The following is a 22,382-nucleotide window of genomic DNA, read 5'->3' as shown; positions in this document are numbered from 1 at the left end:
TCCCCGGGGTTGCACTTGCCACTCGGCGTCCATGGTTGGCTTCGACCCACACCGTCTCCCACTAGAGACTAGCAGACGCGCTTGTCACTATTCTAGCCAATGCCGGTCGAGCACCACTTCGATCGGGCCGGCTGCGGACTCCGACCTATGCTGGTGGAAGATCAAAAAAGGGGAATCGGTCCAACGCAGCTTTTTTTGCCGCAATCGTCACGTCGCCATAGTTGTCTCCGGCGGTCTTGCCCGCGTGGCCTTGGATTGCGTCCAGAATTCGACCCGAAATCCCCAGCTCTAGCCCAACCGTTTTGAAACGATGCCGCCAGCCATGGTTCGGGCTCACGCCTTCGGGGATTACATCCAGGGACTGGAGCCACTGGCTCACGCGGCCAGCGACGGTGCGCGCCGCTGAGATCCCATCCTTACGGTTTGTATGAAACAGTGGCCCTTCCGGAGCGGCTTCGACGAAACTCATCAACCCCATTTCGACCAGTTGCAGATGCAATGGCACGTCCCTGTAGCCACCTGCCTTCACCGTGCCAGCATCCGGGGTGATCCGCATGACATAGGTCTCACCTTCCATGCGGAAGTCTTGCTTTCGGAGCTGGGTGATTTCGGCAATGCGCGCGCCTGTGAAAGCACATAGCAGCGGAGACCATCTCTTTGCAGCCGTTGTCTGTGGCGCTTCGGTGGTCCGGGGGTTGTCAGTTTTGGCTGGAACGTAGTCGCGGGCCTTCCGGAGAATCGCAATCGCTTCAGGCAGCGTAAAACCCTTCTCACGGCTGAGGTGCTTTTTCGGCGCGTCCTGCCGAACCCTCTCGGCGACGTTGGATTCCAGGCGGTCGTTATTAACGGCCCACGACAAGACGGTGCGCACCGACGCCAGGTCAACGTCAGCAACCGTCTTTGCAGACAGCGTCTTCAATCGCTCATCACGCCATTCCAAGAGGTTTTGCTTTGTAAGGCGTCTGGCATCATCATGGCCGATGAATTTGGCCAGGTTGGCAAACACCGGCGTCCAGCGCCTTTCGGCTTCCCTGCCCTTTCCAACTGCCTTGCGTGACGTGATATAATCCACCAGCAATCCCTTCAGCGGAACAGGTGGCAGTTCATCCTCAATTGGCTTCGTCTCGGCGATGAGGGGATGGGTCGGCTTGCCTGTGAAATCGCCCTCATCCCTTTCGGCGACACGGGATAGGGCCTCGTATTCGGAAATGCAGATCGCTCGCGCCAGTGTGCGCCACTCTTCGGTTCCAAACTCGGCAGTCGTGTTTCCGATCGCCCGGAAACGGTCAATCCGATTTTTGACCAATTCGGCAAGATCCCGATCGTTCAATTGACCGGCCGTGCCCCGTCGCAACTGGGCTACGTTGCCATCGTCAATAGAGGCGGAGGCCCACTGCGGATCGGCATTTCTGAGCCGCTCATCTTGAGCAAGCCGATCGTGGTAATTGCGGAGGGCGATCTGGTCGAACGACAACGGGTAGCGGCCGATCGCGACGGGTCGATCGCCCGCTTCCGCAGCACGGCGCTCGCCGAGGGCGATCTTATGCTGAAGGGCGGCGACCGCGCCTGGTAGAGCCTTCAGTGCCGTCCTGTAATCAGGCCCAAGCGCTGTTCGGAGCTCTGTCTTGCCGTCCATGAAAGGCCGAAGGTCCTTAGGAACTACAAGCCGAGCAAAGTAGCGACCGTCTCGATTTAGGAGATTTCGAACACGCCCAGCCATCAATCTTGTCCGTTTGTTACACAATTTGTAACGTCAGAATGGACAGAAAGCCTTCTGTGTCAAGGGTTTGAGCGATTTCAATGGGATAGGATGGTGCTGCGAGAGAGGATTGAACTCTCGACCTCTCCCTTACCAAGGGAGTGCTCTACCACTGAGCTACCGCAGCCGCTGATGGCGGGGCTTCTGCCATATCGAACCGGCAAGCGCAAGGCCAAGTGCGCGGATGTACGAAAGGCCGCACCGGACAGGTTTTGATGACATGGCGGCGCCACAATGTTGGCTATCCCTGAATGGCGGGCTGGCCGGTCGCCAGCCGGGACGGAACGATGAACGACAAGAGACTTCCAGCGAAAAACACCAGCACAACCCGCAAGGACCGGCTTGCCGAGCAATTGCGCGCCAACCTGCAGAAACGCAAGGCGCAGTCGCGCTCGCGGCGCACTGGTGATGCCGACCAACGACCGGAAGGACTGCCCGCTGCTGAAAAAATGCACAAGGACTAACTGAAAGTCGCCACACTGGCTGGCCACCCTTGGCCCAAATGCCACAAAATCCTATTTCTTGAACGAAGCCGGCCAATGGTCTAGACGGACCGATACTCAAACTGACGAAACCGGCCTTTCGGGCCGAGGGGACGTTTTCCATGGATCGCATCAGAATTGTCGGCGGCAACCAGCTTGTCGGAAGCATCCCGATTTCGGGCGCCAAAAATGCGGCGCTGCCGCTGATGATCGCCTCGCTGCTGACCGACGACACGCTAACGCTGGAAAACGTGCCGCATCTGGCCGATGTCGAGCAGCTGATCCGCATCCTCGGCAATCATGGCGTCGACTATTCGGTCAATGGCCGCCGCGAAAAGCAGAATGAGGGCTATTCGCGCACCATCAATTTCTCGGCCCGCAACATCGTCGACACGACAGCGCCTTACGAGCTGGTGTCGAAGATGCGCGCGTCGTTCTGGGTGATCGGCCCGCTGCTGGCCCGCATGGGCGAGGCCAAGGTGTCGCTGCCGGGCGGTTGCGCCATCGGCACGCGCCCGGTCGATCTGTTCCTCGAAGGCCTGCAGGCGCTGGGCGCCGATATCGACGTCGACACCGGCTATGTCATCGCCAAGACCAAAAATGGTCGCCTCGTCGGCAACCGCTACATCTTCCCGAAAGTGTCGGTCGGCGCCACCCATGTGCTGATGATGGCGGCGGCGCTGGCCAAGGGCGAGACGGTGCTGGAAAACGCCGCTTGCGAGCCTGAGATCGTCAACCTGGCCGAATGCCTCAACGCCATGGGCGCAAAGATTTCCGGCGCCGGCACGCCTGTTATCACCGTCGACGGCGTCGAGTCGCTATCGGGCGCCCGCGTCCGGGTCATCCCCGATCGCATCGAGACCGGCACCTACGCAATGGCGGTTGCCATGACCGGCGGCGATGTCGTGCTTGAAGGGGCTCGGCCGGAGCTGCTGCAGACCGCGCTCGACGTCATTGCCCAGACAGGCGCCGAGATCACGCCGACCAATTCCGGCATCCGCGTCAAGCGCAACGGCGCCGGCATTGCGCCGGTCGACGTGACGACGGCGCCGTTCCCGGCCTTCCCGACCGATCTGCAGGCGCAGTTCATGGGCCTGATGACCATGGCCAAGGGCAAGTCGCGCATCACCGAGACGATTTTCGAGAACCGCTTCATGCATGTGCAGGAACTGGCGCGGCTCGGCGCCCACATCACGCTGTCCGGCCAGACCGCGATCGTCGACGGCGTGTCGAAGCTGAAGGGCGCGCCCGTGATGGCCACCGACCTGCGCGCCTCGGTGTCGCTGGTCATTGCCGGTCTGGCGGCCGAAGGCGAGACTACGGTCAACCGCGTTTACCATCTCGATCGCGGCTTTGAGCGGCTGGAAGAAAAGCTGTCCAATTGCGGCGCGGTGATCGAGCGGATTTCGGCTTAACGGTCGCACGGCAGTCGTCGGCCTCCAAGTCGGCGCCGCCGTTCTTCCTTCTCCCCTTTGTTTGGACCGGAGACGTCGCGAACAGGTGTGCGAGGACATCGCGAACAGTTTTGCGCTTTTTGCGCGAGGGGGTTCGGGATGCCATTCGAGGACAGAATCGCGATGTCTCCGGTCCAAACAAGGGCGACAAGGGAAGGTTTGCGCTAAGGCCGCCGAAACCCGGTCGGGGCACCGTAGAGATAGCCGATGCGGGCGATCGCCTCTTTCAGCCCTTCGCGCGACACCAGCATCGTATGGCCATTGGCGTGGATCATTGTTTCAGGGTCGGTCATGACCGCGACATGGCCTTTCCAGAACACAAGGTCGCCGCGCCGCAGCCCGGCGAAATCCGCGCCTGGATCGAGCGGCTCGCCGAGGTTAGCCGCCTGCATGTCGGAATCGCGCAGCACGTTCCTGCCGGCCATGCGCATGGCCAATTGCACCAGGCCGGAGCAATCGATGCCGAAGCCGGAGGTGCCGCCCCAGAGATAGGGTGTGCCGAGGAAGGTCTCCGCCACCGCTACATAGTCGGCGGCAGCTTCAGCGACAGGCCGCAGATGGCCAGCGATGAGGGCTTCGCCCGACGGCAGCAGCGCATAGTGCGTGCCGCGCGTTTCGGCGCCACCTGTCACCATGACCGTCGATCCCATCGACAGCTGTCCGCTCAGGGGAAACCTGAGATCCGGCCCCGGATAGAGAAAGGTGCGCGGTACCGAGACGATGTGGGTGGGCGCATGGTCGCGCCCGCCCAGCATGGTGTCGGCGACATAGCCGACATAGCCGTCGCGCTCGGCCTGGATCCAGGCCCAGCCCTCGGCGACCTCGAAGACAAGGACGTCGTCGCCCAACAGAAGTTGCGTGTTAACGCCGGCATCGGGGCGTGGCGCCTTGCGCACATCGGCGACGGAGGCGGCAATGCGCGCCGGCCGGCCGGCGACAAAATGGTCCGCGGTGACCTCGCCCTTCAGCCTTGCATCGGCGAGATCGGAGCGGAAGGCGTGAAGGCGGGCATCCCTGGCGGTCAAATCGGCAACTCTGTCAGATTGACTTGTTTGAGCATGATCTTTTCCGAAAACCGGTTCCCACTTTTCGGGATCATGCTTAGATGGGCAATTCGTGGGCTCGGGCGATGATACCATCGCCAAAGCGCTCGACAAAGAGCGCGCCTTCGACGGTGCGCTTGACCAGCACGTTGCGTTTGTCGAGTTCGTCGCGGTGGCGCGACACCAGTTTCAGCGCGCCCATCGTGTCGAGCGCCCGGGTGATGACCGGCTTGGTTACGGCGAGCCGGGCGGCGAGCCCGCGCACCGTATGCGGCGGCGGGTCAAGATAGATGGTGAACAGGATCGCGGTCTGGCGCATCGTCAGATCGGGCGCGTCTTCACGCACCTGCGACAGCATCACCTGCTGCCACAGTCGCAAAGCCTGGCTCGGGCGCATGGAAATCGACATCGCGCCAGCATGACGGCAAATTGTTTCGGTTCCGTTTCAGTCTTGGGTAACTTTGCTCGCTCTGCTCGCAAGGTTAGCCAAAGCGATTCGAGATGATCCGTTCCAGCGCGCGGATGGCTTGCGCCTCGCCGCCTGCCGGACCATACGGGCGATCGGACGGGTTCCAGGCGAAGATGTCGAAATGCGCCCAGGCCGTGGTCTTTTCGACGAAACGCTTCAGGAAAAGTGCCGCCGTTATCGAGCCGGCGAAACCGTCCGTGGTGACGTTGTTGATGTCGGCGATCTTCGACGACAGTTTTGCGTCATAGGGCCGCCACAGCGGCATGCGCCACAGCGGATCCTCGACCGCGACCGAAGCCGCCGCCAGGTCCGACGCCAGCTTGTCGTCATCGGTGTAGAAGGGCGGCAGATCGGGTCCGAGCGCGACACGCGCGGCCCCGGTCAGCGTCGCCATGTCAATGAGCAGCTGCGGCTCCTCATCGTCGGCCAGCGCCAGGGCATCCGCCAGCACCAGTCTCCCTTCAGCGTCCGTGTTGCCGATCTCGATGGTGATGCCCTTGCGGCTGGTCAAGACGTCGCCGGGCCGAAAAGCGTTGCCGGCAATCGAATTCTCGACCGCGGGGATGAGCACGCGCAGCCGGACCTTCAGCCCGGCGGCCATGATCATCGAGGCGAGGCCCAGCACGTTGGCGGCGCCGCCCATATCCTTCTTCATCAACAGCATGCCCGAAGACGGCTTGATGTCGAGGCCGCCAGTGTCGAAGCAGACGCCCTTGCCGACCAATGTCAGCTTCGGCGCGTTCTTCGGTCCCCATGCCATGTCGATCAGGCGTGGCGCACCCACTGAGGCGCGGCCGACCGCGTGGATCATCGGAAAATTCTGCTTGAGCAAGTCATCGCCCTTGATCACCGATACCTCGGCCTTGTGCGCCGCAGCCAGGGTCCGCACCGCCTTCTCCAGCTCGTCCGGCCCCATGTCGCTGGTCGGCGTGTTGACCAGATCGCGGCTCAGGAAAACACCCTCAGCGGTGCGGCGAACACGCGCCGCATCGACCCCGGCGGGCAGCCCGAAGCGCAGCGCCTTGCCTGGCTTCTTGCCATAGCGGGTAAAGACATAGCCGCCGAGCATCAGCGCGACGGCTGCAAGTTCCGGCTCGTCCGGGGTGGTGGCAAAATACCAGTCGCCTTCCGGCAGGGCGCGCGCCAGCGCGCCGACGGCAAGCGCGCCCTCGTCATCGCCGGTACCGAACAGCGCGCCGGCAACAGCGCCGTTCTCACCAGGCATGACAAGCGTCCTGCCGGCCTCGCCGGAAAAGCCGTTGGCGCTGGCCCAGGCGATCGAGGACGGCGCAAGGCCCGCTGCTTCCAGACCGCCTTTGGCGACCAGATGGACCGGCAATGCGGCCTTCGGTTTCGTTTCGACGAGTTCGACAGGCATTCGATGTTCTCCGCGCGCGGCTTTTCGAGTCGGCGTTTCTTAACCGTCCGTTAGGGTTAACAGAATATTTCTGCGGGAGGGAAGATGGCCAGGCAATGGCCACGCATATGAATGGAGACCCAGGTGCCCATGCCGACCAACCGCACAACGAACGCCACGGGAAAACGGTTGATCACCACGGCATTGATGATGGCACTTGCGGCCGGCATTGCCGGTTGCGGCACCAGCAAGTTCACCACCGGCTCCATCGGGCGCACCAGCGGCAAACCGCTGGAAACCATGTCGGCGGGCGAACTGCATACCGCCACGACCGCGCTCGGCGAATCCTATGCCCGAAACCCCGACGACAAGCGCATAGCGACAAATTATGCGGCGGCATTGCAGATGGACGGCGACGCCGACCAGTCACTCGCCGTGATGCGCAAGCTGGCGATCGCTCTGCCGAAGGATCGCAGCGTGCTCGCCGCCTACGGCAAGGCGCTCGCCGCCAACGGCCAGTTCGAGCAAGCGCTCGACGCCGTGCGCCGCGCGCAGACGCCGGAATATCCGGACTGGCGGCTGGTTTCGGCGGAGGCCGCCATTCTCGACCAGCTCGGCCAGAAAGACGAAGCCCGCCAGGATTACCGCAAGGCGCTCGACCTCAAGCCGAACGAACCCTCGATCCTTTCCAATCTCGGCATGTCCTATGTGCTGGAGGGCGACCTCCGCACGGCCGAGACCTATATGCGTTCGGCCGCCCAGCAGCCGAACGCCGACAGCCGCGTGCGCCAGAACCTGGCGCTGGTCGTTGGCCTGCAGGGGCGCTTCGACGAGGCTGAGAAGATTGCTTCGCAGGAGTTGTCGCCCGATCAGGCGCAAGCCAACGTCGCCTACCTTCGCCAGATGCTTGCCCAGCAGAATGCCTGGAGCCAGTTGAAGGATCAGGACAAGACGAAGCCGGCGACCAACTGAGCGCAAACGCCTCTGCGTCAAACCGGCCCCAACTCTCAAGCATGTGCCTTAAAATGCAAAAGCCGCGCAGCGTGAGCAGCGCGGCTTTCGTGTTGATTCGTGGCTTCGCAGATTTCGATGACGCCTACTGGCTGGCCTTGTGCTGGTCGCCGAAGATGCCACGCTGGCTTACCTGCATGCCGGCGGGTCCCAGAATGATGGCGAAAAGCACCGGCAGGAAGAACAGGATCATCGGCACGGTCAGCTTCGGCGGCAAGGCCGCGGCCTTCTTCTCGGCCGCGTTCATACGCATGTCGCGGCTTTCGGCAGCAAGCACGCGCAACGCATGCGCCACCGGCGTGCCGTAGCGCTCGGCCTGGACCAGCGCCTGGGTCACCGATTTCACCGATTCCAGACCGGTGCGGTTCGCCAGGTTTTCGTAGGCCTGCTTGCGTTCCTGCAGATAGGAGAGCTCGGCATTGGTGAGGATGAATTCTTCGGCCAGCGCCACCGATTGTGCGCCGATCTCGTCGGCAACCTTGTGAAGCGCTGCCTCCACCGACATGCCTGATTCAACGCAGATCAGCATCAGGTCGAGCGCATCCGGCCACGCCATCTGGATCGACTGCTTGCGCTTGGAAGCGCGATTGTTGACGTACAGGATCGGCGCATAGAAGCCGCCATAGGCGACGAGAATGCAGACGAACACTTTCACGAAAGGCGGCCGTTCCGGCAGCCCGCCAAGCACGAACAGGTAGATGGCGGCCAGCGCGAAACCGACGAAGGGCAGGACCAGCCGGAAGAAAAGGAAGCGCGTCAGCGGGTTTTGCCCGCGAAAGCCCGCCACCTTGAGCTTCTGCAGTGTCCCTTCGTCAGCCAAAGCGCGCCGCAGATCCAGCCGGTCGACGATGTTGCGCATGCCGATCGATTGTTCCTCGCGCAGACCCTTGCGGCGGCGATCGGCTTCGGTGGCAAGCCGCGCGCGCTGTTTTGCACGCAATTCATCGCGCTCGAGCGCCACCGATTTCATGCGCGCCTTGAGCTGATTGCCGCTAAGGGCAGGCAGCAGCGTGAAGACGGTCGCAAACACCGCGATGCCGACCAGCAAGGCGATCAGGAAGGCGGGGTCGGTAAGGGATTTGACGACTTGGTCGGTCATTGGTTTCTATCCCTCGGGGTCATGCCCGGATTCTAGACATCGAAGTTCATCATCTTGCGCATCACCAGAATGCCGATCGACATCCAGACACCGGAACAGCCAAGGATCAGATTGCCGGTGCTGGTGACGAACAGCGGCATGATGTAGTTCGGGCTCGACAGGTAGACGAGAAGGGCGACGACGAAGGGCAGCGCGCCGATGATGACGGCGGAGGCCTTTGCTTCCATCGACAACGCCTGAACCTTGGCCTTCATCTTCTTGCGGTCGCGGAGCACGCGCGAAAGATTGCCCAGCGCCTCGGAGAGATTGCCGCCGGCCTGAGACTGGATCTGGATGACGATGCCGAAGAAGCTTGCCTCGGTGCACGGCATCGTTTCGGCCATGCGCATGGTGGCATCGGGGATCGACAGGCCCATCTGCTGGGAATCGACGATGCGACGGAACTCGGTCCTGACCGGTTCGGGAGATTCGTTGGCGATCAGGCGAACAGCGTCGTTCAGCGGCAGGCCGGATTTGACCGCGCGCACGATGATGTCGAGCGCGTTCGGAAACTCGTTGAGGAAAGCCTTGACGCGGCGCGCGCGGCGAAACGAAACAAACCAGCGCGGCAGGCCCAGCGCTCCGGCGAGCAACGCACCTGGCAGGGCCACCAACGGCGCGCCGCCGAAATAGGCGAGAGCCGTGAGCACGATGCCGCAGACCACGGAGTAAATGTAGAAACGCTCCAGGGAAACCTGCATGCCAGCCTGACGGATCTGGGCCTTCAGTGGCGGTTTCTTGACGACGCGGTCCTTGGATTTCTGCTTTTCGTCGAGGTTCTTCAGCGAATCCTGAACCGACTTCTTCCGCTTGACTGCTTCGGCGGCGCGATCGCGCGAAGCCTTGACGACAGAACGATCGGTCTCCGCGGTCTTGATCGTCTCAAGCCGCTTGCCGACCTGCTTCTCATTGGTGATGCGGGTGAACAGGAAAGCATAGGCGACCGCGCCAGCGCTGAAGCCGGCGAGCACGATGAATGCCAGTATGGTGCCGTCAATTCCGAACATTGATCAGAGCCCCTACGCCTCCAGATGCGTCAGTCAGCGCGCTTCTCCATGGACTCGAGCGCAGCGGCGAGACGCTGTTCCTCGCCGTAGTAGCGCGCGCGATCCCAGAAATGCGGACGGCCGATGCCGGTCGACACATGCTCGCCCAGCAGCCTGCCATTCGCGTCCTCGCCCTTGATGTTGTAGAGCACGACATCCTGCGTGATGATGACGTCGCCTTCCATGCCGATCACTTCGGTGATGTGGGTGATGCGCCGCGATCCGTCGCGAAGGCGTGCCGCCTGGATGATGACGTCGATGGAACCGACGACGATCTCGCGCACGGTCTTTTGCGGCAGCGAGAAGCCGCCCATGGCGATCATCGATTCGATACGGTTCAGGCATTCGCGCGGGCTGTTCGAATGGATCGTTCCCATCGAACCGTCGTGACCGGTGTTCATCGCCTGCAGAAGGTCGAAGACTTCCGGTCCGCGCACTTCGCCGACGATGATGCGCTCGGGCCGCATGCGCAGGCAGTTCTTGACCAGGTCCCGCATGGTCACCTCGCCCTCGCCCTCGAGGTTGGGCGGGCGGGTTTCGAGACGGACGACATGCGGCTGCTGCAATTGCAACTCGGCCGAGTCTTCACAGGTGATGACGCGTTCCTCGCGGTCGATATAGTTGGTCAGGCAGTTGAGCAGTGTCGTCTTGCCCGAGCCGGTACCGCCCGAGATGACGATGTTGCAGCGGACGCGGCCGATGATCTTGAGAATCTCGGCGCCCGACGGCGAGATGGCGCCGAACTTGACCAGCTGGTCGAGCGTCAGCTTGTCCTTCTTGAACTTGCGGATGGTGAGCGCGGTGCCGTCGATGGAGAGCGGCGGCGCGATGACGTTGACGCGCGAACCGTCGGGAAGGCGCGCATCGCAGATCGGGCTCGATTCATCGACGCGGCGGCCAACCTGGCTGACGATGCGCTGACAGATGTTGAGCAGCTGCTGATTGTCGCGAAAGCGGATGCCGGTCTGTTCGACCTTGCCGTTGACTTCGATGTAGACGTTCTTGGAGCCGTTGACCATGATGTCGGCGATGTCGTCGCGGGCAAGCAATGGCTCCAGCGGCCCGTAGCCAAGCACGTCGTTGCAGATGTCCTCGAGCAGTTCTTCCTGCTCGGCGATCGACATCGCGAAATTCTTGATCGCAATGATGTCGTTGACGATGTCGCGGATTTCCTCGCGCGCGCTCTCGGGGTCGAGCTTGGCTAGCTGCGACAGGTCGATGGTGTCGATGAGCGCGGAGAAAACCTGGCTCTTGGTGTCGTAGTAGGTTTCGCTCTTTTCGCGCTGGACTCTTTTCGGCTCCGCCGCCAACGGCGGCGCCTCGACCGCGCGGCGCGCCGGCGGCGCAGCAGCCTGAGGCGTTGCCGCAGGCCGGGCCAGAACCGCCGTTTCCGCAGTTGCAGCCGCCGGAGCTGCAGGGGCAGGTGCCGGTGCTGGCTGGCGGAACTCCGGGGTGAACCGGTTGCCGTCGTCAGAGCCTCTTTTACCAAACATGATCGACTACCAATTCCGCTTAAGGAGCGTCATTTCTTGTTGCGCGAGAGTTTGCCGAGGAGATTGCCGAGGCCGGCTTTCTTCTTCGCCTTGATTTCGCTGCGCCCGGTCAGCACATGCGCGATTTCGTTGATCATGCCGACGACCGGGCTCTTGGCGTCCATCTCGCCCAGCATGCGCCCGTTGTTGGCCGCGTTGCCGAACAGCAGCGGATCAAAAGCGATGACCGACATCGGCGAGATGCCAAGCGGTTCGGCGAAGTCCGACGATGCAATCTCGGGCCGCTTTGGCATGCCTGCCTGGTTGATGATCAGCTTGGGCGGCGGGTCGTTGGGGCGAAGCCGTTTCAGCATGTCGACAAGGTTCTTGGTGTTGCGCAGATTGGCCAGTTCCGGGGTTGCCGTGATGACGATCTCGTCGGCCTTGATCAGGGTGTTCTTGGTCCAGCCTGTCCAGACATGCGGGACATCGAGCACCAGCAGCGGCACGCTGCGCTGGGCCACGTCGATAAGCTGGGCGAAAGCGTCGGGATCGAAATCGTAGACCCGTTCGAGCGTGGAGGGTGCAGCGAGCAGCGACAGGTGCTCCGAGCACTGTGCAAGCAGCCGGTCGAGATAGACCTCGTCGACGCGTTCGGGTGAAAACACCGCCTCGGCGATGCCTTGTGCCGGATCCTGGTCGAAATTGATGTTGGCCGTGCCGAAAGCCAGGTCGAGATCGGCGACGACCACTTCGGACTTGAACAGCGACGACATCGCCCACGCCACATTGTGGGCAATGGTCGATGAGCCGACGCCACCCTTGGCGCCGATGAAGGCGATCGAGCGGCCGATCGGCTCGGCTTCCGGATCGACGAAGATCGATGAGACCACGCTGACGATGTCGGCCATCGACACGGGTGCGATGACATATTCGGAAATGCCGGAGCGGATAAGTTCGCGATAAAGGCCGACATCATTATAGTGGCCGATCACCACGACCTTCGATGTCGGATCGCAATATTCGGAGAGCTGGGCGAGCTGCTCCAGCAATTGTTTGGGCTCGCTGCGCGATTCCAGCAGGATCAGGTTCGGCGTCGGCGCCGACTGGTAGAACTCGACCGCGGTGGCGACGCCGCCCATATGGACCTTAAGATGCGCCTTCGCCATGCGGCGATCCTCGCCAGCGCGCTCGATGGGATTGGCGACACCTTCGGTCTCGCAAAATGCCTGGATCGAGATGCGCGGAATCGGCCGCAGCGCCTGCATCGCGGCGATGTCCTGTTGCGACGTGTCGCCGCTGTCGGATGGGGTCTCGTAGGCCAGATTGTTCATGTCTGCGTGCTCCAGACTGCGATCGATCAATAGTCGACTTCTGTTTTGGGGACCGGCGAGAAGAATGGAGCCTTTCGGTATCCGTCAATGACGACCCCACGCCTCTCGGCGTCGATGGGCGTCTGCTTGCGCGGCCCAAGCAGGTCGGCCGGATTGGCCATCTGGGCGGCAAGGTTGTTCTGATACGAGCAGCCGTAGTCGGCATAGTGCTTGTTTTCCGACGACTGCAGCATGTCCTCGGGCCAGCGCCCGCATTTGTCGGTCTGGGCTTTCGTCGAGATATAGGCAACACGGACCGGGGCCGAGGCTTCGACGGAAGCGGACTGATAAGTGGTCATCACGATCCGGTTGCGGCTGATGCCGCTGGCGACCGCCAGCCTGGCGAAGTCACGTCCAGCCGCCGTCGCCGCGAGCTCATTGGCAGAGCCAACCGGAACTGCGATCGTCAGCGATGGGGCGGCGCTCTTGTCGTAGCCGTCCAGGAAACCCAGAAGCGTGTCGCGCTGGAAGCCGGTCATGCCGCGATCGCCGGCGCCGACCGGAAGGTCGATCTTCTCGTTCTTCTCCGCGATGACGATCGGGTGCGTGGTGCGATAGTCGTCCGGAATTGCACCAACCGTGATGCTGTCGCGCCTGAGATTGGCGCAACCGGCGAGCGACGCCGCGACCGCGATCGCCAGGATCGGAACGGCCGATCGGAAGATGCGCTCGCGGTTGGATCGTCCCGTGGCGGCGATCGTCATTGCCTTTGATGCTGACTGAGACATGTCCGCTTCCCCGCTTACTTGTAGATGAAGCCGACAACGCCGTGATAACGGCCGTTGGGCTTGTCGGTCTGCATTGTGCCGTAGACGCGATTGACGCGGCCGAGGAACATGCCGGCGCCATCACTCGGCGCATTGAAATTGTCGTCCGGCTTGGCCAGATCATTGCGGGCCACCGGCCGCGCCAGGTAGGGCGTGATGATGACGACGAGTTCGCTTTCGTTGCGTATGAAATCCTTGCTGCGGAAGAGTGTGCCAAGCACCGGTATCTTGCCGAGGCCCGGTAGTGCCGACACAGCCTGACGAACGTCGTCACGGACCAATCCCGCAATCATCATCGAACCGCCGGAGGGTAACTCGACCGTCGTGTCAGCAAGTCTCTTGCGGATCGAAAGCAGGGTGGTTCCGGGCAAGCCCCCGCTGGCTTCAAGCGTGGTGGCGCCATCAGTGGTAGGCTCCGAAACCGATGTCCTGACCTTGAGACTGATGCGGCCAGCCGACAACACCACGGGCTGAAACTCGAGGCCAATGCCATATTCGATTTTCGTGTTCGTGTAGGTGACAGGATTGGACCCTGTACGCTGGGTGACGAGGTTATACTCGCCGCCTGCCTTGAACGTCGCCTTCTCGCCCGAAACCGCCGTAAGCGTCGGTTCCGCCAGTGTCTTCATGACGCCGCTTTGTTCCATTGCATTGATGTAGGCTTGCAGCCCGTTGCCGCCGGCACTGCCCAACGCCATGTTGGAAAGCTGCGAAATCGGCTTGCCCAACCCGAAAGGCGGCGAACTTATCGCGCCGGCGCTGATGCCGTTGATGCTGCCGTTGCCGATCAGATTGACGCCGAGCTGCTTCATGACCGAGCGGCTGACTTCCGCGACCGTAACCTTCAGCGTCACCTGGTCGTCGCCGATGATCTGCAGCAGGTTGACGATCTTGCTGACGCGACGCTCGGAATCCGGATTGTTGATGTCGACGCCACCATTGGCCGAACCGCCGGCCGCCGTCTGTGAATACTGTCCCGTGGTCGCCTCACCGCCGGACACGAAGATGGTCGCGAGATCTACGGCGCGCTTGGCGTCAAGCGGTGTGTCCACGGTTCCGGTCAGAACGACGTTGTCGTTCAGCAACTCGACCTTGATCTCCGAGGTTGGAAGGAAACGCCTGAGATAGTCTTCCAATCCGGCGACGTCGCGTTCGACGGCGAGATCCAGGCTGACGATCTGTTCGCCATTGGGGCCAAAGACGAAGATGTTGGTCTCGCCCACGGACTTGCCGAACAGATAGATGCGCCTTGCTGTGCGGGTCACCGCATCGGCGACCGCCGGGTTGGCGACCAGGATGTCATAGGCGTCGCTCGGCAGGTCGATGACCACCGATTTGTTGAGGCCGAGCTTGACGCGCTGGGTAGCGGCCGACGCCGACACCTGGGCATTCTTACCGGCGGCCTTGGCCTCGACGAGGCCATGCCCATTCATTCCGAACAGAAGCACGCCGATTGCCGCAACCATCGTGACAGGCAGTTTGCCGTTTAGCTTCATTTCCTTGCCCCCACTTCGGAAACTTCGCCCGACTTGATCAACCGCACTGTTCCGCGGCGTCCAGCGCCGGAAACGAGGTAATCGGCCTCATCCGAGCTCTTTTCCTGGTTGTCCGTGATCGACCGCAGCGCCAGGGTCAGGCGATCCGCCATCTGCTGGGCGACGGTGATGATCTCCGCCTGCTGCGGCGTCAGCTCCAGCGTGGCGGTCTGGCCGACCCTGGTTTTCTTGCCTTCCTCGTCCTCCTGGATGGTCTGATCGATTGCCAGGACGCGGATGTTCTTGAGGATGGTCTCGGTCGTGAAACCACTGCCGCCGCCGACGTCGGACCTGCGGGTCATGATGACGTCGACAAAATCGTTGGGAAGAATGAACCCGCCTGCCGAAGTATCGGCCGAGATCGCCGTGGCTACGGCACGCATGCCGCTGGGCAGGATCGACGACATGAAGCTCTGCCCTTCGCCGATCAGCTTGGAACGCCGCAGCGGTTCGCCAGTGTACATCGCCACGCGGGCAACGGAGCCTTTCAGCTTCTCCAGCGCCTCGGGCTCGGCAGCGCGGGTGATGAAGTTTGCATTGATGCCGTTGGCCGGCCAGGACTCCCAGGAGATGTTGTTCTCGAGCTGGCTGCCCATGGCAACGTCGCCGGAAAGGACGAGCACATCCTGCAACGCGATCGCCGGTGCCTGCGGGGAATCGACAATGACCTGAGGCGGCGGCGCGGCCACCATGTTTTTGGCAACATATCCTGCGCCACCCGCCGCGGCCACCGCCACGCCCAGAATGATCAGTCGGGATGCTGGCATTTGTCCGAACCCTCGCCTTTTTTTGGCAAACCACCTAGCCAGGCCGGACTTTGCAGCGGCAATCGTCAAAACAAGGTTAATGCAACGCTTACGATCGTGATTAATTTAAGGTTTACATAAATTAGACGGACCCGGTCCCGACAAACAGGAAAGGCGGCCAAGCCGCCCTTCTCCAAGCCAATATTTCAGTCGGATGAGGTCAGGAAACTAGGCGGCCAACCTTGCAAGCGCCCACACCATCAAGGGCGAGTCGGGATAGGCAAACAGCCCGCCTATGCCGAGCGCGATGCCGTAGGGGACGCCGCCTGCGTCGTCGGCGAAGTGGCGAAGGAACGGGTTGTGGCTGGTATAGGTCGCCAGCGGCGATTTCCGATAGACGAGGATGGCGAGCGTCAGCAGGCCGCCGATGAATGTCGAGGCGACGAGGTATTCGACAAGGTGGATGTTGAGGCCCATCCAAACGGCAGTGGCTGCCAGCAGCTTGGCGTCGCCACCACCCATGCCGCCGAGCGCAAACAGACCGAATGTCACCGCCAACACCAGACCGCCGGCGGCGAAGTGCCAGCCATAGCTTGCCCAGTCCATGCCCGTCAGCGGCGCGACCAGGGCAAAGACTGCCAGAAGCAGGACCGGCACGCGATTGGCGATCGTCATCGACAATGTGTCGGAGATCGCGGCAAAAAGCATACAGAAGGGAAAGACAACGAAGATCAGGGCTTCAAGCATGGGCGCGGCGCCTATGGTCAACTGTACCTGGCCTCAGTCTAGGCAGGTTCGATTAACGATTGATGAGGCCGAGGATTCAAAATCGCATGATGCGACAAGGCAAGGGCCGCCAATGAGGCGGCCCTTGTTGTGTAAAACGAACGTACCGCAGTTTATTACGGAGCGGTACCAGTGTTGACGGCCGTGGCGATCGCGGTGAACTTGTTGTTCAAGGCGTTGCCCAGCGAGCCGGCGCCGACCATGATGGCGAGCGCGATGAGAGCGGCGATCAGACCATATTCGATGGCGGTCGCGCCGGATTCGTCCTTCACGAAACGTGCAATGAGATTAGACATTTGAGAGCTCCTACTCCACGTGTTACAGCACTTCCGTCAACTTCTGTTGGTGGTTGATCGGATGCTGCCAATCTAGGGAGAAGCTCTTTCGATCGGCTTAAGAAACAGGCTTACCGATTCCTTTCCGATGCCCAACAGCTTGCGTGGTTAACCGTGAGCTAAATATCGAATGAGGGTTCGACCGCCCGAAAAAGGCCTGGAAAGCCGCAACTGCGCGGTTGCTGGCAAAGGATGTCTGCTTCATCAAACGCGAGCAAGTCGATGCGGGCGCCACTGTGCCGGTCATTAACTTAACCGTTGGTTCACCAATCTCGTTCATGTTCCGTTGAACAGTTTGCTGCCGTGGGAGCGCCTCAATGACCGGGTCGAGATCATCATTTCTGATTGCCGCGCTGCTCGTTGCCCCGGCTTTGATCATGCCCGCCAGGGCTGGAACCGGCATCGAAGTAACCATGAACCAGGCCAAGATCATCAAATTGACGCGCGCCGCCGACACCATCGTTGTCGGCAATCCGGCGATCGCCGACGCTGCCGTGCAGGATGCCTCGACGATCGTGTTGACGGGCAAAGGGTTCGGCGTCACCAATCTCGTCGTCCTCGACCGGGACGGCAGCCCGATCATCGACGAGCAGGTCACCGTGGTGCGACAGGCCGCGTCATCTGTACGCATCTACAGACGTGCCCAGATACAGACCATGTCCTGCACACCCTACTGCGAGAGCTCCTTCAAGACTGACGCCGAGAGAGCCTCCGAAGTTGAGATGAGCGCCGGCCAGTAGGCGATTGGGGCCGTTGCTCTTCTTAGGAACACCGGCTCCCTTGCTGGAAACGCAGCTGTAGTTAGCGGGAAGTTAACGCCGTCTCGCAGAATTTAGCGGTCATCCAAACCGGACCTCAATGGGTTTTCGCTAATGTTCCAGCCGATACCGCATCAGGATCGGCAGGGACGGGAATGAACAGGGACCCAAAACCCGAAATCGGCAAGGGCAAGGCAGGGCGCACGAGCTTCCCCTGGCGCTTCCTTGGCGATCGGCGCGGCAGCACGGCGATCGAATTTTCGATGCTTGCTCTGCCGTTCGCACTTCTCGTCTTCGCCATCCTCGAGAGCTGCATCTCATTTGCCGGGCAAGAAGTGATGACCAACATCACCGACGATATCGCCCGTCAGCTGCGTACTGGCCAGCTGAGGCAGACCGACGTGGCCGGAACCAAGCTGAGGGACATGATCTGCAGCAAACTGGAGATTATTGTCGCCGCGAATTGCCCCGGTTTGCTGGTGGATCTGCGGGCGTTCCCGACCTTTGACGACGCGGCCAAGGCTGGCTTCAAGATTTCAGGCGCGGACATTGTGCTGACCGGCACGACGGACACCACTTTTCAGGTCCAGACAGGCTTGGCGGAAACAAAAAACATGCTGCGGGTCTTTTACAAATGGCCGGTCATGACAGATTTCATGGCCAGCTCGATGGCCAACATCGACGGCGGAAAAACGCTGCATTTCGCATCTGTGACCTGGCAAAACGAACCGTTCAACAACTGAAACCGCGCTGCCACGTCGGCAAAAGAGGGTAGAAGCATGTATCGTGCGGGGGCACATTCGCGGATTTCACTCGTGTGGACGAGAGCGATCCGATTTTTTTCCGATCGCCGCGGTGTCGCGGCCGTCGAGTTTGCCTTGATCGTGCCCCTCCTGCTGGTCATGTATTTCATGACCATGGAGGCCTCGCAGGGTTTCGAGACCAGCAAGAAGGTAGGTCGCATCAGCTCCATGGTGGGTGACCTTGTCGCGCAGCAAACGTCGGTCGCCCAGGCCGACGTCACGGCCATCATGAAGATCGGCAATTCCACGCTTCAGCCCTACAACCGCTCAGTTCCCGATATCATCGTCACAGCAATAAAGATTTCCACCGATCCCACGCCGAAGGTACAGGTGGCGTGGTCGTGGAAGGTGGTCAACGGCACCTATATGGTGGACGCCGTCAAGGATGCCACCACCACCGTTCCGGCAACGATCAAGATCGCCGGAACTTTCCTCATTCGCGTTGAAACCATTCTCGCATACAAACCGATGATCACTTGGTCTTCTGGCGATGAAAAGCAGCTTGGACTGACCTCGGCTTTCGACTCCATAAAGATGGACGAAACCTTGTATTTCAGCCCTCGCCGAGGCCTGACGATCCCTTGCAGCGACTGCTGAAACAATTTCGGCCGCACAGCCTGCCCCCAAAGAAGATCGCACGCGGACCTTCGGCTCGAGATCAATGGCCTAGTGCCTGTTCCATCCCGATGTGACCGGGATGGGGCTCTATGCCCTTGTTTGAGCATGATCTTCTCCGAAAACCGGATTCCACTTTTCGGGATCATGCTATTGTTTGAGCATGATCTTTTCCGAAAACCGGATTCCACTTTTCGGGATCATGCTCTAGTGGCCGTCGCCTGACACCAGGTGCACGATGGCTGCGGCCATCGCATAATCCTGCGGACCGGCGACGGTGAACCCTCCGGAATGTTTCGTTTCCAGGAGATCGTAGATATCAGGCGACAGCGATCTGAGATTGGTGAGGAAGACGGTGAGCCGACGCTTGGCCTCGGGGTCAAGGTCGCTGCGGACGGCATGGGGGCCATATCGCAGCAGGCCGGACGTCCATATGACCTGAAGCGCTGCCTGTGATATTCCCGCCGCCTCCAGTCTCGCCATGGTGCCATCCGGGTCAGCCGGCTGGATGCCGGGTATGGTCGGCTGGCCGTCCGCCGTGGCCGTCTCCCAGCCAAACAAGGCGTCGGCCTGGCCGTCGACCAGCATCGCTTCGGCAGCAGCAGCCGAATCGGCATGGGTCAGAAACGGCGCATCTTCGGTGATCCCGACACCTTCGGCCGTAAGCCCGGCAAGCGGCAAAAGGGAACCGCCAACGCTGTCCGCCGGCGCCATGGCGATCCGGTGATCCTTCATCGCGGCCAGATCGGCAACCTTGCCGTCCCGCGTCAGCAGGACGGAGCGGATACCGACGGCGCCGTCTGCATCGACCGGCGCCACGAGCGGTTCGACGCAGCCACAGCGCTGCGAGGCGGTGGCGTAGGCGGTCGCCGAATAGACGGCGTATTCGATGCGGGCATTGGCCTGGGCCTCGATCAGCGCGGCATAGTCACGGGCAACGACAAATTCGACCTTCATGCCAAGCGCCTTGGTATAGGCGTCCGTCAGCAGTGCCAGACCCGGAACGGTGTTGCCGGCGCCGGGTTCGGCGACGATGCCGATGCGGAACGTGCCGATGTCATCGCGCCAGTCGGCGCGTGCGGCGTTCGGCCAGGAGGCGCCAAGCAGCGTGAGGACGGCCGCGAACGCCTTCCGGGCAGGCTTCTTGCCGAAATTTGCCGCCAGTCTCATCGACCCCTGCCCATGCCGCCGTTTGGCCACGTCCCGACTATCGCGCCAAGCCGTTGCCGTTTGGTTTCCGAATTGCCAATGGCGGTGCGGAACCCTATGTCTGGGCCGGCAGACAGGCAACGATGAATCCTCCGATGGCGCGCGCTTTCCTTTTCGTTCTCGATTCTTTCGGCATCGGCGGCGCCGCCGATGCCGATGCCTATGGCGACGCCGGCTCCAACACGTTCGGACATATCGCCGAAGCCTGCGCGCAAGGCCGTGGCGACCGCGATGGCCTTCGCAGCGGACCGCTTTTTGTGCCCAACATGCTCTCCCTCGGTCTCGGCCATGCGGCCGAAACCGCGACGGGCTTCAAGTTCGACAGCAAAGGCCAGGCTCGTCTTGCCTCCGCCTTCCACGGCGCGGCGCAAGAGATTTCGAGCGGCAAGGACACGCCATCGGGTCACTGGGAGATCGCTGCCCTGCCGATGCGCTTCGACTGGGGCTACTTCCCGGACACCGTGCCGGCCTTTCCAGCCGAGCTGACAGCGGCGATGATCAGGGAAGGCAAGGTGCCGGGCATTCTCGGCAATTGCCATGCGGCGGGCACCGAGGTCATCGAGCGGTTCGGTGAGGAGCATATCCGCACCGGCAAGCCGATCTGCTACACCTCGGTCGACTCCGTCCTGCAGATCGCCGCGCATGAGGTGCATTTCGGCCTCGAGCGGCTCTATGAATTCTGCCAGGTGGTGCGCAGGCTTGTCGACCCGCTGAAAATCGGCCGGGTGATTGCCAGACCTTTCCTGGGCGAAACCGTCGCCACCTTCGAGCGGACGTATAACCGCCACGACTACGCCGTGCCGCCGCCGGAACCGACGCTGCTCGACCGGCTGACCGCGCGCGGCAGCCGGGTCATCGCGGTCGGCAAGATCGGCGACATCTTTGCCCACCGCGGAATCTCGGAAGTGCGCAAGGCTCCGGGCAACATGGCGATGTTCGATGAGGCGCTGGGCGCAATGGACGACGCCGGCGACGGCGATCTGGTGTTTGCCAATTTCGTCGATTTCGACACCGAGTTCGGCCATCGGCGCGACGTTGCCGGTTACGCGGCGGCGCTCGAAGCCTTCGACCGGCGCCTGCCTGAAGCGCTGGCAAAACTGCGGCATGGCGACATTCTTATCCTGACCGCGGACCATGGCAACGATCCGACCTGGCGCGGCACCGACCACACGCGCGAGCGCATTCCGGTGATCGGAACCGGGCCAGGCCTCAAAGGCGGTGACATTGGCCTCAGGACCACCTTCGCCGATATCGGTGAAACCGTGGCCGAACATCTCGGGCTGGCACGCGGCCGGCACGGCGCTTCCTTCCACGCGACGATCGGCGGCCATGCCTGAGTTGCCTGAGGTCGAAACGGTCCGGCGCGGCCTGCAACCGGTTCTGGAAGGTGCCCGCATTATTAGCGTCGAGGCACGGCGCCCCGACCTGCGCTTTCCGTTTCCCGCAAAATTTTCCGAGCGGCTGACCGGCAAGACCATTGCGGCGCTCAGCCGCCGGGCCAAATATCTTGTCGTGCATGTGGAAGACGGCCCGGTGCTGATCTGCCACCTCGGCATGTCGGGTTCGTTCCGCATCGAAACATCCGATGGCAGCGAGATACCAGGCGAGTTCCATCACGAGCGCTCGAAGAGCGCGGCGCATGATCATGTCGTGTTCCATGTCGCCTCTCCCGAAGGTGCCCAATCCCGCGTGATCTTCAACGACCCGCGCCGCTTCGGTTTCATGCTGTTCGCGGAAGGCGAGCCCGATAGCCATCCCATGCTGAATGGACTGGGCGTCGAGCCGACCGGCAACACACTGGACGGCGCCCTGCTCGCCTCGCTGCTGAAGGGCCGAAGATCGCCGTTGAAGGCCGCCCTCCTCGACCAGCGGCTGATCGCCGGGCTCGGCAATATCTATGTGTCGGAGGCGCTGTGGCGCGCCGGCCTGTCGCCATTGCGTGAGGCGGGAACGATGGCAAAGCCCGGCAAGAAGACCAAAGCGCAGAGCGAGCGTCTGGCCGACGCCATTCGCTCGGTCATCGCCGATGCGATCGCCGCCGGCGGGTCGTCATTGCGCGACTATGTGCACGCGGACGGGTCTCTGGGCTATTTCCAGCATTCCTTCGCCGTCTACGACCGTGAAGACGAGCCCTGCCCCACGCCCGGCTGCGGTGGCCACATAGAGCGCATCGTGCAGAGCGGTCGCTCGACTTTCTTTTGCCGGACCTGTCAGGTGTGAACCA

At 61.8% G+C, this 22,382-nt stretch carries 22 protein-coding genes and 1 tRNA gene; 8 read left to right on the top strand and 15 right to left on the bottom strand.

Annotated elements, in window-relative coordinates:
• Window positions 1-145: 145 nt before the first annotated feature.
• Window positions 146-1,636 carry a hypothetical protein gene (locus AC1DXN_RS16200; RefSeq protein ID WP_477274816.1) on the bottom strand — a complete coding sequence of 497 codons (1,491 nt, stop codon included), beginning with the start codon at window positions 1,634-1,636 and terminating at the stop codon, window positions 146-148.
• A gap of 175 nt (window positions 1,637-1,811) precedes the next feature.
• Window positions 1,812-1,886: transfer RNA gene (locus AC1DXN_RS16195), tRNA-Thr, on the bottom strand.
• Between the two features lie 160 nt (window positions 1,887-2,046).
• On the opposite strand from AC1DXN_RS16195, the gene AC1DXN_RS16190 reads away from it, so the two are divergent.
• A complete protein-coding gene (locus AC1DXN_RS16190; RefSeq protein WP_477274818.1) occupies window positions 2,047-2,223 on the top strand; it encodes a hypothetical protein in 177 nt (58 codons plus the stop codon).
• Window positions 2,224-2,363: 140 nt separating this feature from the next.
• Window positions 2,364-3,656, top strand: a complete 1,293-nt coding sequence (gene murA, locus AC1DXN_RS16185; protein ID WP_477274819.1) for a UDP-N-acetylglucosamine 1-carboxyvinyltransferase — start codon at window positions 2,364-2,366, stop codon at window positions 3,654-3,656.
• Between the two features lie 203 nt (window positions 3,657-3,859).
• Here murA and AC1DXN_RS16180 read toward each other — a convergent pair whose 3' ends face one another.
• From AC1DXN_RS16180 to AC1DXN_RS16170, 3 genes are all read right to left on the bottom strand, one after another.
• Window positions 3,860-4,720 (bottom strand): C40 family peptidase, encoded by an 861-nt coding sequence (locus AC1DXN_RS16180; RefSeq protein ID WP_477274821.1) that lies wholly within the window; start codon window positions 4,718-4,720, stop codon window positions 3,860-3,862.
• A 76-nt stretch (window positions 4,721-4,796) separates the two neighbouring features.
• Entirely contained in the window at window positions 4,797-5,147 is a 351-nt protein-coding gene (locus tag AC1DXN_RS16175) for a MarR family winged helix-turn-helix transcriptional regulator (RefSeq protein WP_477241691.1), read from the bottom strand.
• 73 nt (window positions 5,148-5,220) lie between these two features.
• Entirely contained in the window at window positions 5,221-6,585 is a 1,365-nt protein-coding gene (locus AC1DXN_RS16170) for a leucyl aminopeptidase family protein (RefSeq protein ID WP_477274823.1), read from the bottom strand.
• Between the two features lie 129 nt (window positions 6,586-6,714).
• Between AC1DXN_RS16170 and AC1DXN_RS16165 the strand changes: the two genes are divergently transcribed.
• Complete coding sequence (locus AC1DXN_RS16165; protein WP_477241892.1) at window positions 6,715-7,536, top strand: tetratricopeptide repeat protein; 822 nt, start codon at window positions 6,715-6,717, stop codon at window positions 7,534-7,536.
• Window positions 7,537-7,660: 124 nt separating this feature from the next.
• Here AC1DXN_RS16165 and AC1DXN_RS16160 read toward each other — a convergent pair whose 3' ends face one another.
• From AC1DXN_RS16160 to AC1DXN_RS16120, 9 genes are all read right to left on the bottom strand, one after another.
• The gene (locus tag AC1DXN_RS16160; protein WP_477241687.1) at window positions 7,661-8,674 is read right to left on the bottom strand and encodes a type II secretion system F family protein; all 1,014 of its coding nucleotides are present in this window, start codon (window positions 8,672-8,674) and stop codon (window positions 7,661-7,663) included.
• Window positions 8,675-8,706: 32 nt separating this feature from the next.
• Complete coding sequence (locus AC1DXN_RS16155) at window positions 8,707-9,720, bottom strand: type II secretion system F family protein (protein ID WP_477274825.1); 1,014 nt, start codon at window positions 9,718-9,720, stop codon at window positions 8,707-8,709.
• A gap of 29 nt (window positions 9,721-9,749) precedes the next feature.
• Entirely contained in the window at window positions 9,750-11,252 is a 1,503-nt protein-coding gene (locus AC1DXN_RS16150) for a CpaF family protein (RefSeq protein WP_477274827.1), read from the bottom strand.
• A 29-nt stretch (window positions 11,253-11,281) separates the two neighbouring features.
• The gene (locus tag AC1DXN_RS16145) at window positions 11,282-12,565 is read right to left on the bottom strand and encodes a CpaE/TadZ family protein (protein WP_477274829.1); all 1,284 of its coding nucleotides are present in this window, start codon (window positions 12,563-12,565) and stop codon (window positions 11,282-11,284) included.
• Window positions 12,566-12,591: 26 nt separating this feature from the next.
• Window positions 12,592-13,332: a CpaD family pilus assembly protein gene (locus AC1DXN_RS16140; RefSeq protein WP_477274831.1), complete on the bottom strand. Its 741-nt coding sequence runs from the start codon at window positions 13,330-13,332 to the stop codon at window positions 12,592-12,594.
• Between the two features lie 14 nt (window positions 13,333-13,346).
• A complete protein-coding gene (locus AC1DXN_RS16135) occupies window positions 13,347-14,867 on the bottom strand; it encodes a type II and III secretion system protein family protein (protein WP_477274833.1) in 1,521 nt (506 codons plus the stop codon).
• Window positions 14,864-15,673 carry a Flp pilus assembly protein CpaB gene (gene cpaB, locus AC1DXN_RS16130; protein ID WP_477274835.1) on the bottom strand — a complete coding sequence of 270 codons (810 nt, stop codon included), beginning with the start codon at window positions 15,671-15,673 and terminating at the stop codon, window positions 14,864-14,866. Before cpaB ends, AC1DXN_RS16135 begins: the two co-directional genes overlap by 4 nt.
• A 207-nt stretch (window positions 15,674-15,880) precedes the next feature.
• On the bottom strand, window positions 15,881-16,399 hold the full coding sequence (locus AC1DXN_RS16125) for an A24 family peptidase (protein WP_477274837.1): 519 nt from the start codon (window positions 16,397-16,399) through the stop codon (window positions 15,881-15,883).
• Between the two features lie 155 nt (window positions 16,400-16,554).
• Window positions 16,555-16,734: a Flp family type IVb pilin gene (locus AC1DXN_RS16120; protein WP_477274839.1), complete on the bottom strand. Its 180-nt coding sequence runs from the start codon at window positions 16,732-16,734 to the stop codon at window positions 16,555-16,557.
• A 356-nt stretch (window positions 16,735-17,090) separates the two neighbouring features.
• Between AC1DXN_RS16120 and AC1DXN_RS16115 the strand changes: the two genes are divergently transcribed.
• The 3 genes from AC1DXN_RS16115 (at window position 17,091) to AC1DXN_RS16105 (ending at window position 18,931) form a co-directional block, all read left to right on the top strand.
• Entirely contained in the window at window positions 17,091-17,513 is a 423-nt protein-coding gene (locus tag AC1DXN_RS16115) for a pilus assembly protein N-terminal domain-containing protein (protein ID WP_477274841.1), read from the top strand.
• A 173-nt stretch (window positions 17,514-17,686) separates the two neighbouring features.
• Complete coding sequence (locus AC1DXN_RS16110) at window positions 17,687-18,274, top strand: TadE/TadG family type IV pilus assembly protein (RefSeq protein ID WP_477274843.1); 588 nt, start codon at window positions 17,687-17,689, stop codon at window positions 18,272-18,274.
• 36 nt (window positions 18,275-18,310) lie between these two features.
• Window positions 18,311-18,931 carry a TadE/TadG family type IV pilus assembly protein gene (locus AC1DXN_RS16105; RefSeq protein ID WP_477274845.1) on the top strand — a complete coding sequence of 207 codons (621 nt, stop codon included), beginning with the start codon at window positions 18,311-18,313 and terminating at the stop codon, window positions 18,929-18,931.
• Window positions 18,932-19,156: 225 nt separating this feature from the next.
• On the opposite strand, the gene AC1DXN_RS16100 is transcribed toward AC1DXN_RS16105, so the two are convergent.
• Window positions 19,157-20,119 (bottom strand): phosphate/phosphite/phosphonate ABC transporter substrate-binding protein, encoded by a 963-nt coding sequence (locus AC1DXN_RS16100; protein ID WP_477274847.1) that lies wholly within the window; start codon window positions 20,117-20,119, stop codon window positions 19,157-19,159.
• 134 nt (window positions 20,120-20,253) lie between these two features.
• On the opposite strand from AC1DXN_RS16100, the gene AC1DXN_RS16095 reads away from it, so the two are divergent.
• Both AC1DXN_RS16095 and mutM read left to right on the top strand, forming a co-directional pair.
• Window positions 20,254-21,495, top strand: a complete 1,242-nt coding sequence (locus AC1DXN_RS16095; RefSeq protein WP_477274849.1) for a phosphopentomutase — start codon at window positions 20,254-20,256, stop codon at window positions 21,493-21,495.
• Window positions 21,488-22,378, top strand: a complete 891-nt coding sequence (gene mutM / locus AC1DXN_RS16090) for a bifunctional DNA-formamidopyrimidine glycosylase/DNA-(apurinic or apyrimidinic site) lyase (protein ID WP_477274851.1) — start codon at window positions 21,488-21,490, stop codon at window positions 22,376-22,378. Before AC1DXN_RS16095 ends, mutM begins: the two co-directional genes overlap by 8 nt.
• Window positions 22,379-22,382 lie beyond the last annotated feature (4 nt).

The organism is Mesorhizobium sp. P2_H9 (genome assembly GCF_056403215.1).
The sequence above is the reverse complement of the archived record's forward strand: the minus strand, read 5'-3'. Positions and strand labels throughout refer to the sequence as shown.

Bases quoted from the DNA above. Each gene is read 5' to 3' on its own strand.
- AC1DXN_RS16200 (WP_477274816.1), bottom strand. From the start codon at position 1,636: ATGGACGGCAAGACAGAGCTCCGAACAGCGCTTGGGCCTGATTACAGG.
- AC1DXN_RS16190 (WP_477274818.1), top strand. From the start codon at position 2,047: ATGAACGACAAGAGACTTCCAGCGAAAAACACCAGCACAACCCGCAAG.
- murA (WP_477274819.1), top strand. From the start codon at position 2,364: ATGGATCGCATCAGAATTGTCGGCGGCAACCAGCTTGTCGGAAGCATC.
- AC1DXN_RS16175 (WP_477241691.1), bottom strand. From the start codon at position 5,147: ATGTCGATTTCCATGCGCCCGAGCCAGGCTTTGCGACTGTGGCAGCAG.
- AC1DXN_RS16170 (WP_477274823.1), bottom strand. From the start codon at position 6,585: ATGCCTGTCGAACTCGTCGAAACGAAACCGAAGGCCGCATTGCCGGTC.
- AC1DXN_RS16165 (WP_477241892.1), top strand. From the start codon at position 6,715: ATGCCGACCAACCGCACAACGAACGCCACGGGAAAACGGTTGATCACC.
- AC1DXN_RS16160 (WP_477241687.1), bottom strand. From the start codon at position 8,674: ATGACCGACCAAGTCGTCAAATCCCTTACCGACCCCGCCTTCCTGATC.
- AC1DXN_RS16155 (WP_477274825.1), bottom strand. From the start codon at position 9,720: ATGTTCGGAATTGACGGCACCATACTGGCATTCATCGTGCTCGCCGGC.
- AC1DXN_RS16150 (WP_477274827.1), bottom strand. From the start codon at position 11,252: ATGTTTGGTAAAAGAGGCTCTGACGACGGCAACCGGTTCACCCCGGAG.
- AC1DXN_RS16145 (WP_477274829.1), bottom strand. From the start codon at position 12,565: ATGAACAATCTGGCCTACGAGACCCCATCCGACAGCGGCGACACGTCG.
- AC1DXN_RS16140 (WP_477274831.1), bottom strand. From the start codon at position 13,332: ATGTCTCAGTCAGCATCAAAGGCAATGACGATCGCCGCCACGGGACGA.
- AC1DXN_RS16135 (WP_477274833.1), bottom strand. From the start codon at position 14,867: ATGAAGCTAAACGGCAAACTGCCTGTCACGATGGTTGCGGCAATCGGC.
- cpaB (WP_477274835.1), bottom strand. From the start codon at position 15,673: ATGCCAGCATCCCGACTGATCATTCTGGGCGTGGCGGTGGCCGCGGCG.
- AC1DXN_RS16125 (WP_477274837.1), bottom strand. From the start codon at position 16,399: ATGCTTGAAGCCCTGATCTTCGTTGTCTTTCCCTTCTGTATGCTTTTT.
- AC1DXN_RS16120 (WP_477274839.1), bottom strand. From the start codon at position 16,734: ATGTCTAATCTCATTGCACGTTTCGTGAAGGACGAATCCGGCGCGACC.
- AC1DXN_RS16115 (WP_477274841.1), top strand. From the start codon at position 17,091: ATGACCGGGTCGAGATCATCATTTCTGATTGCCGCGCTGCTCGTTGCC.
- AC1DXN_RS16110 (WP_477274843.1), top strand. From the start codon at position 17,687: ATGAACAGGGACCCAAAACCCGAAATCGGCAAGGGCAAGGCAGGGCGC.
- AC1DXN_RS16105 (WP_477274845.1), top strand. From the start codon at position 18,311: ATGTATCGTGCGGGGGCACATTCGCGGATTTCACTCGTGTGGACGAGA.
- AC1DXN_RS16100 (WP_477274847.1), bottom strand. From the start codon at position 20,119: ATGAGACTGGCGGCAAATTTCGGCAAGAAGCCTGCCCGGAAGGCGTTC.
- AC1DXN_RS16095 (WP_477274849.1), top strand. From the start codon at position 20,254: ATGGCGCGCGCTTTCCTTTTCGTTCTCGATTCTTTCGGCATCGGCGGC.
- mutM (WP_477274851.1), top strand. From the start codon at position 21,488: ATGCCTGAGTTGCCTGAGGTCGAAACGGTCCGGCGCGGCCTGCAACCG.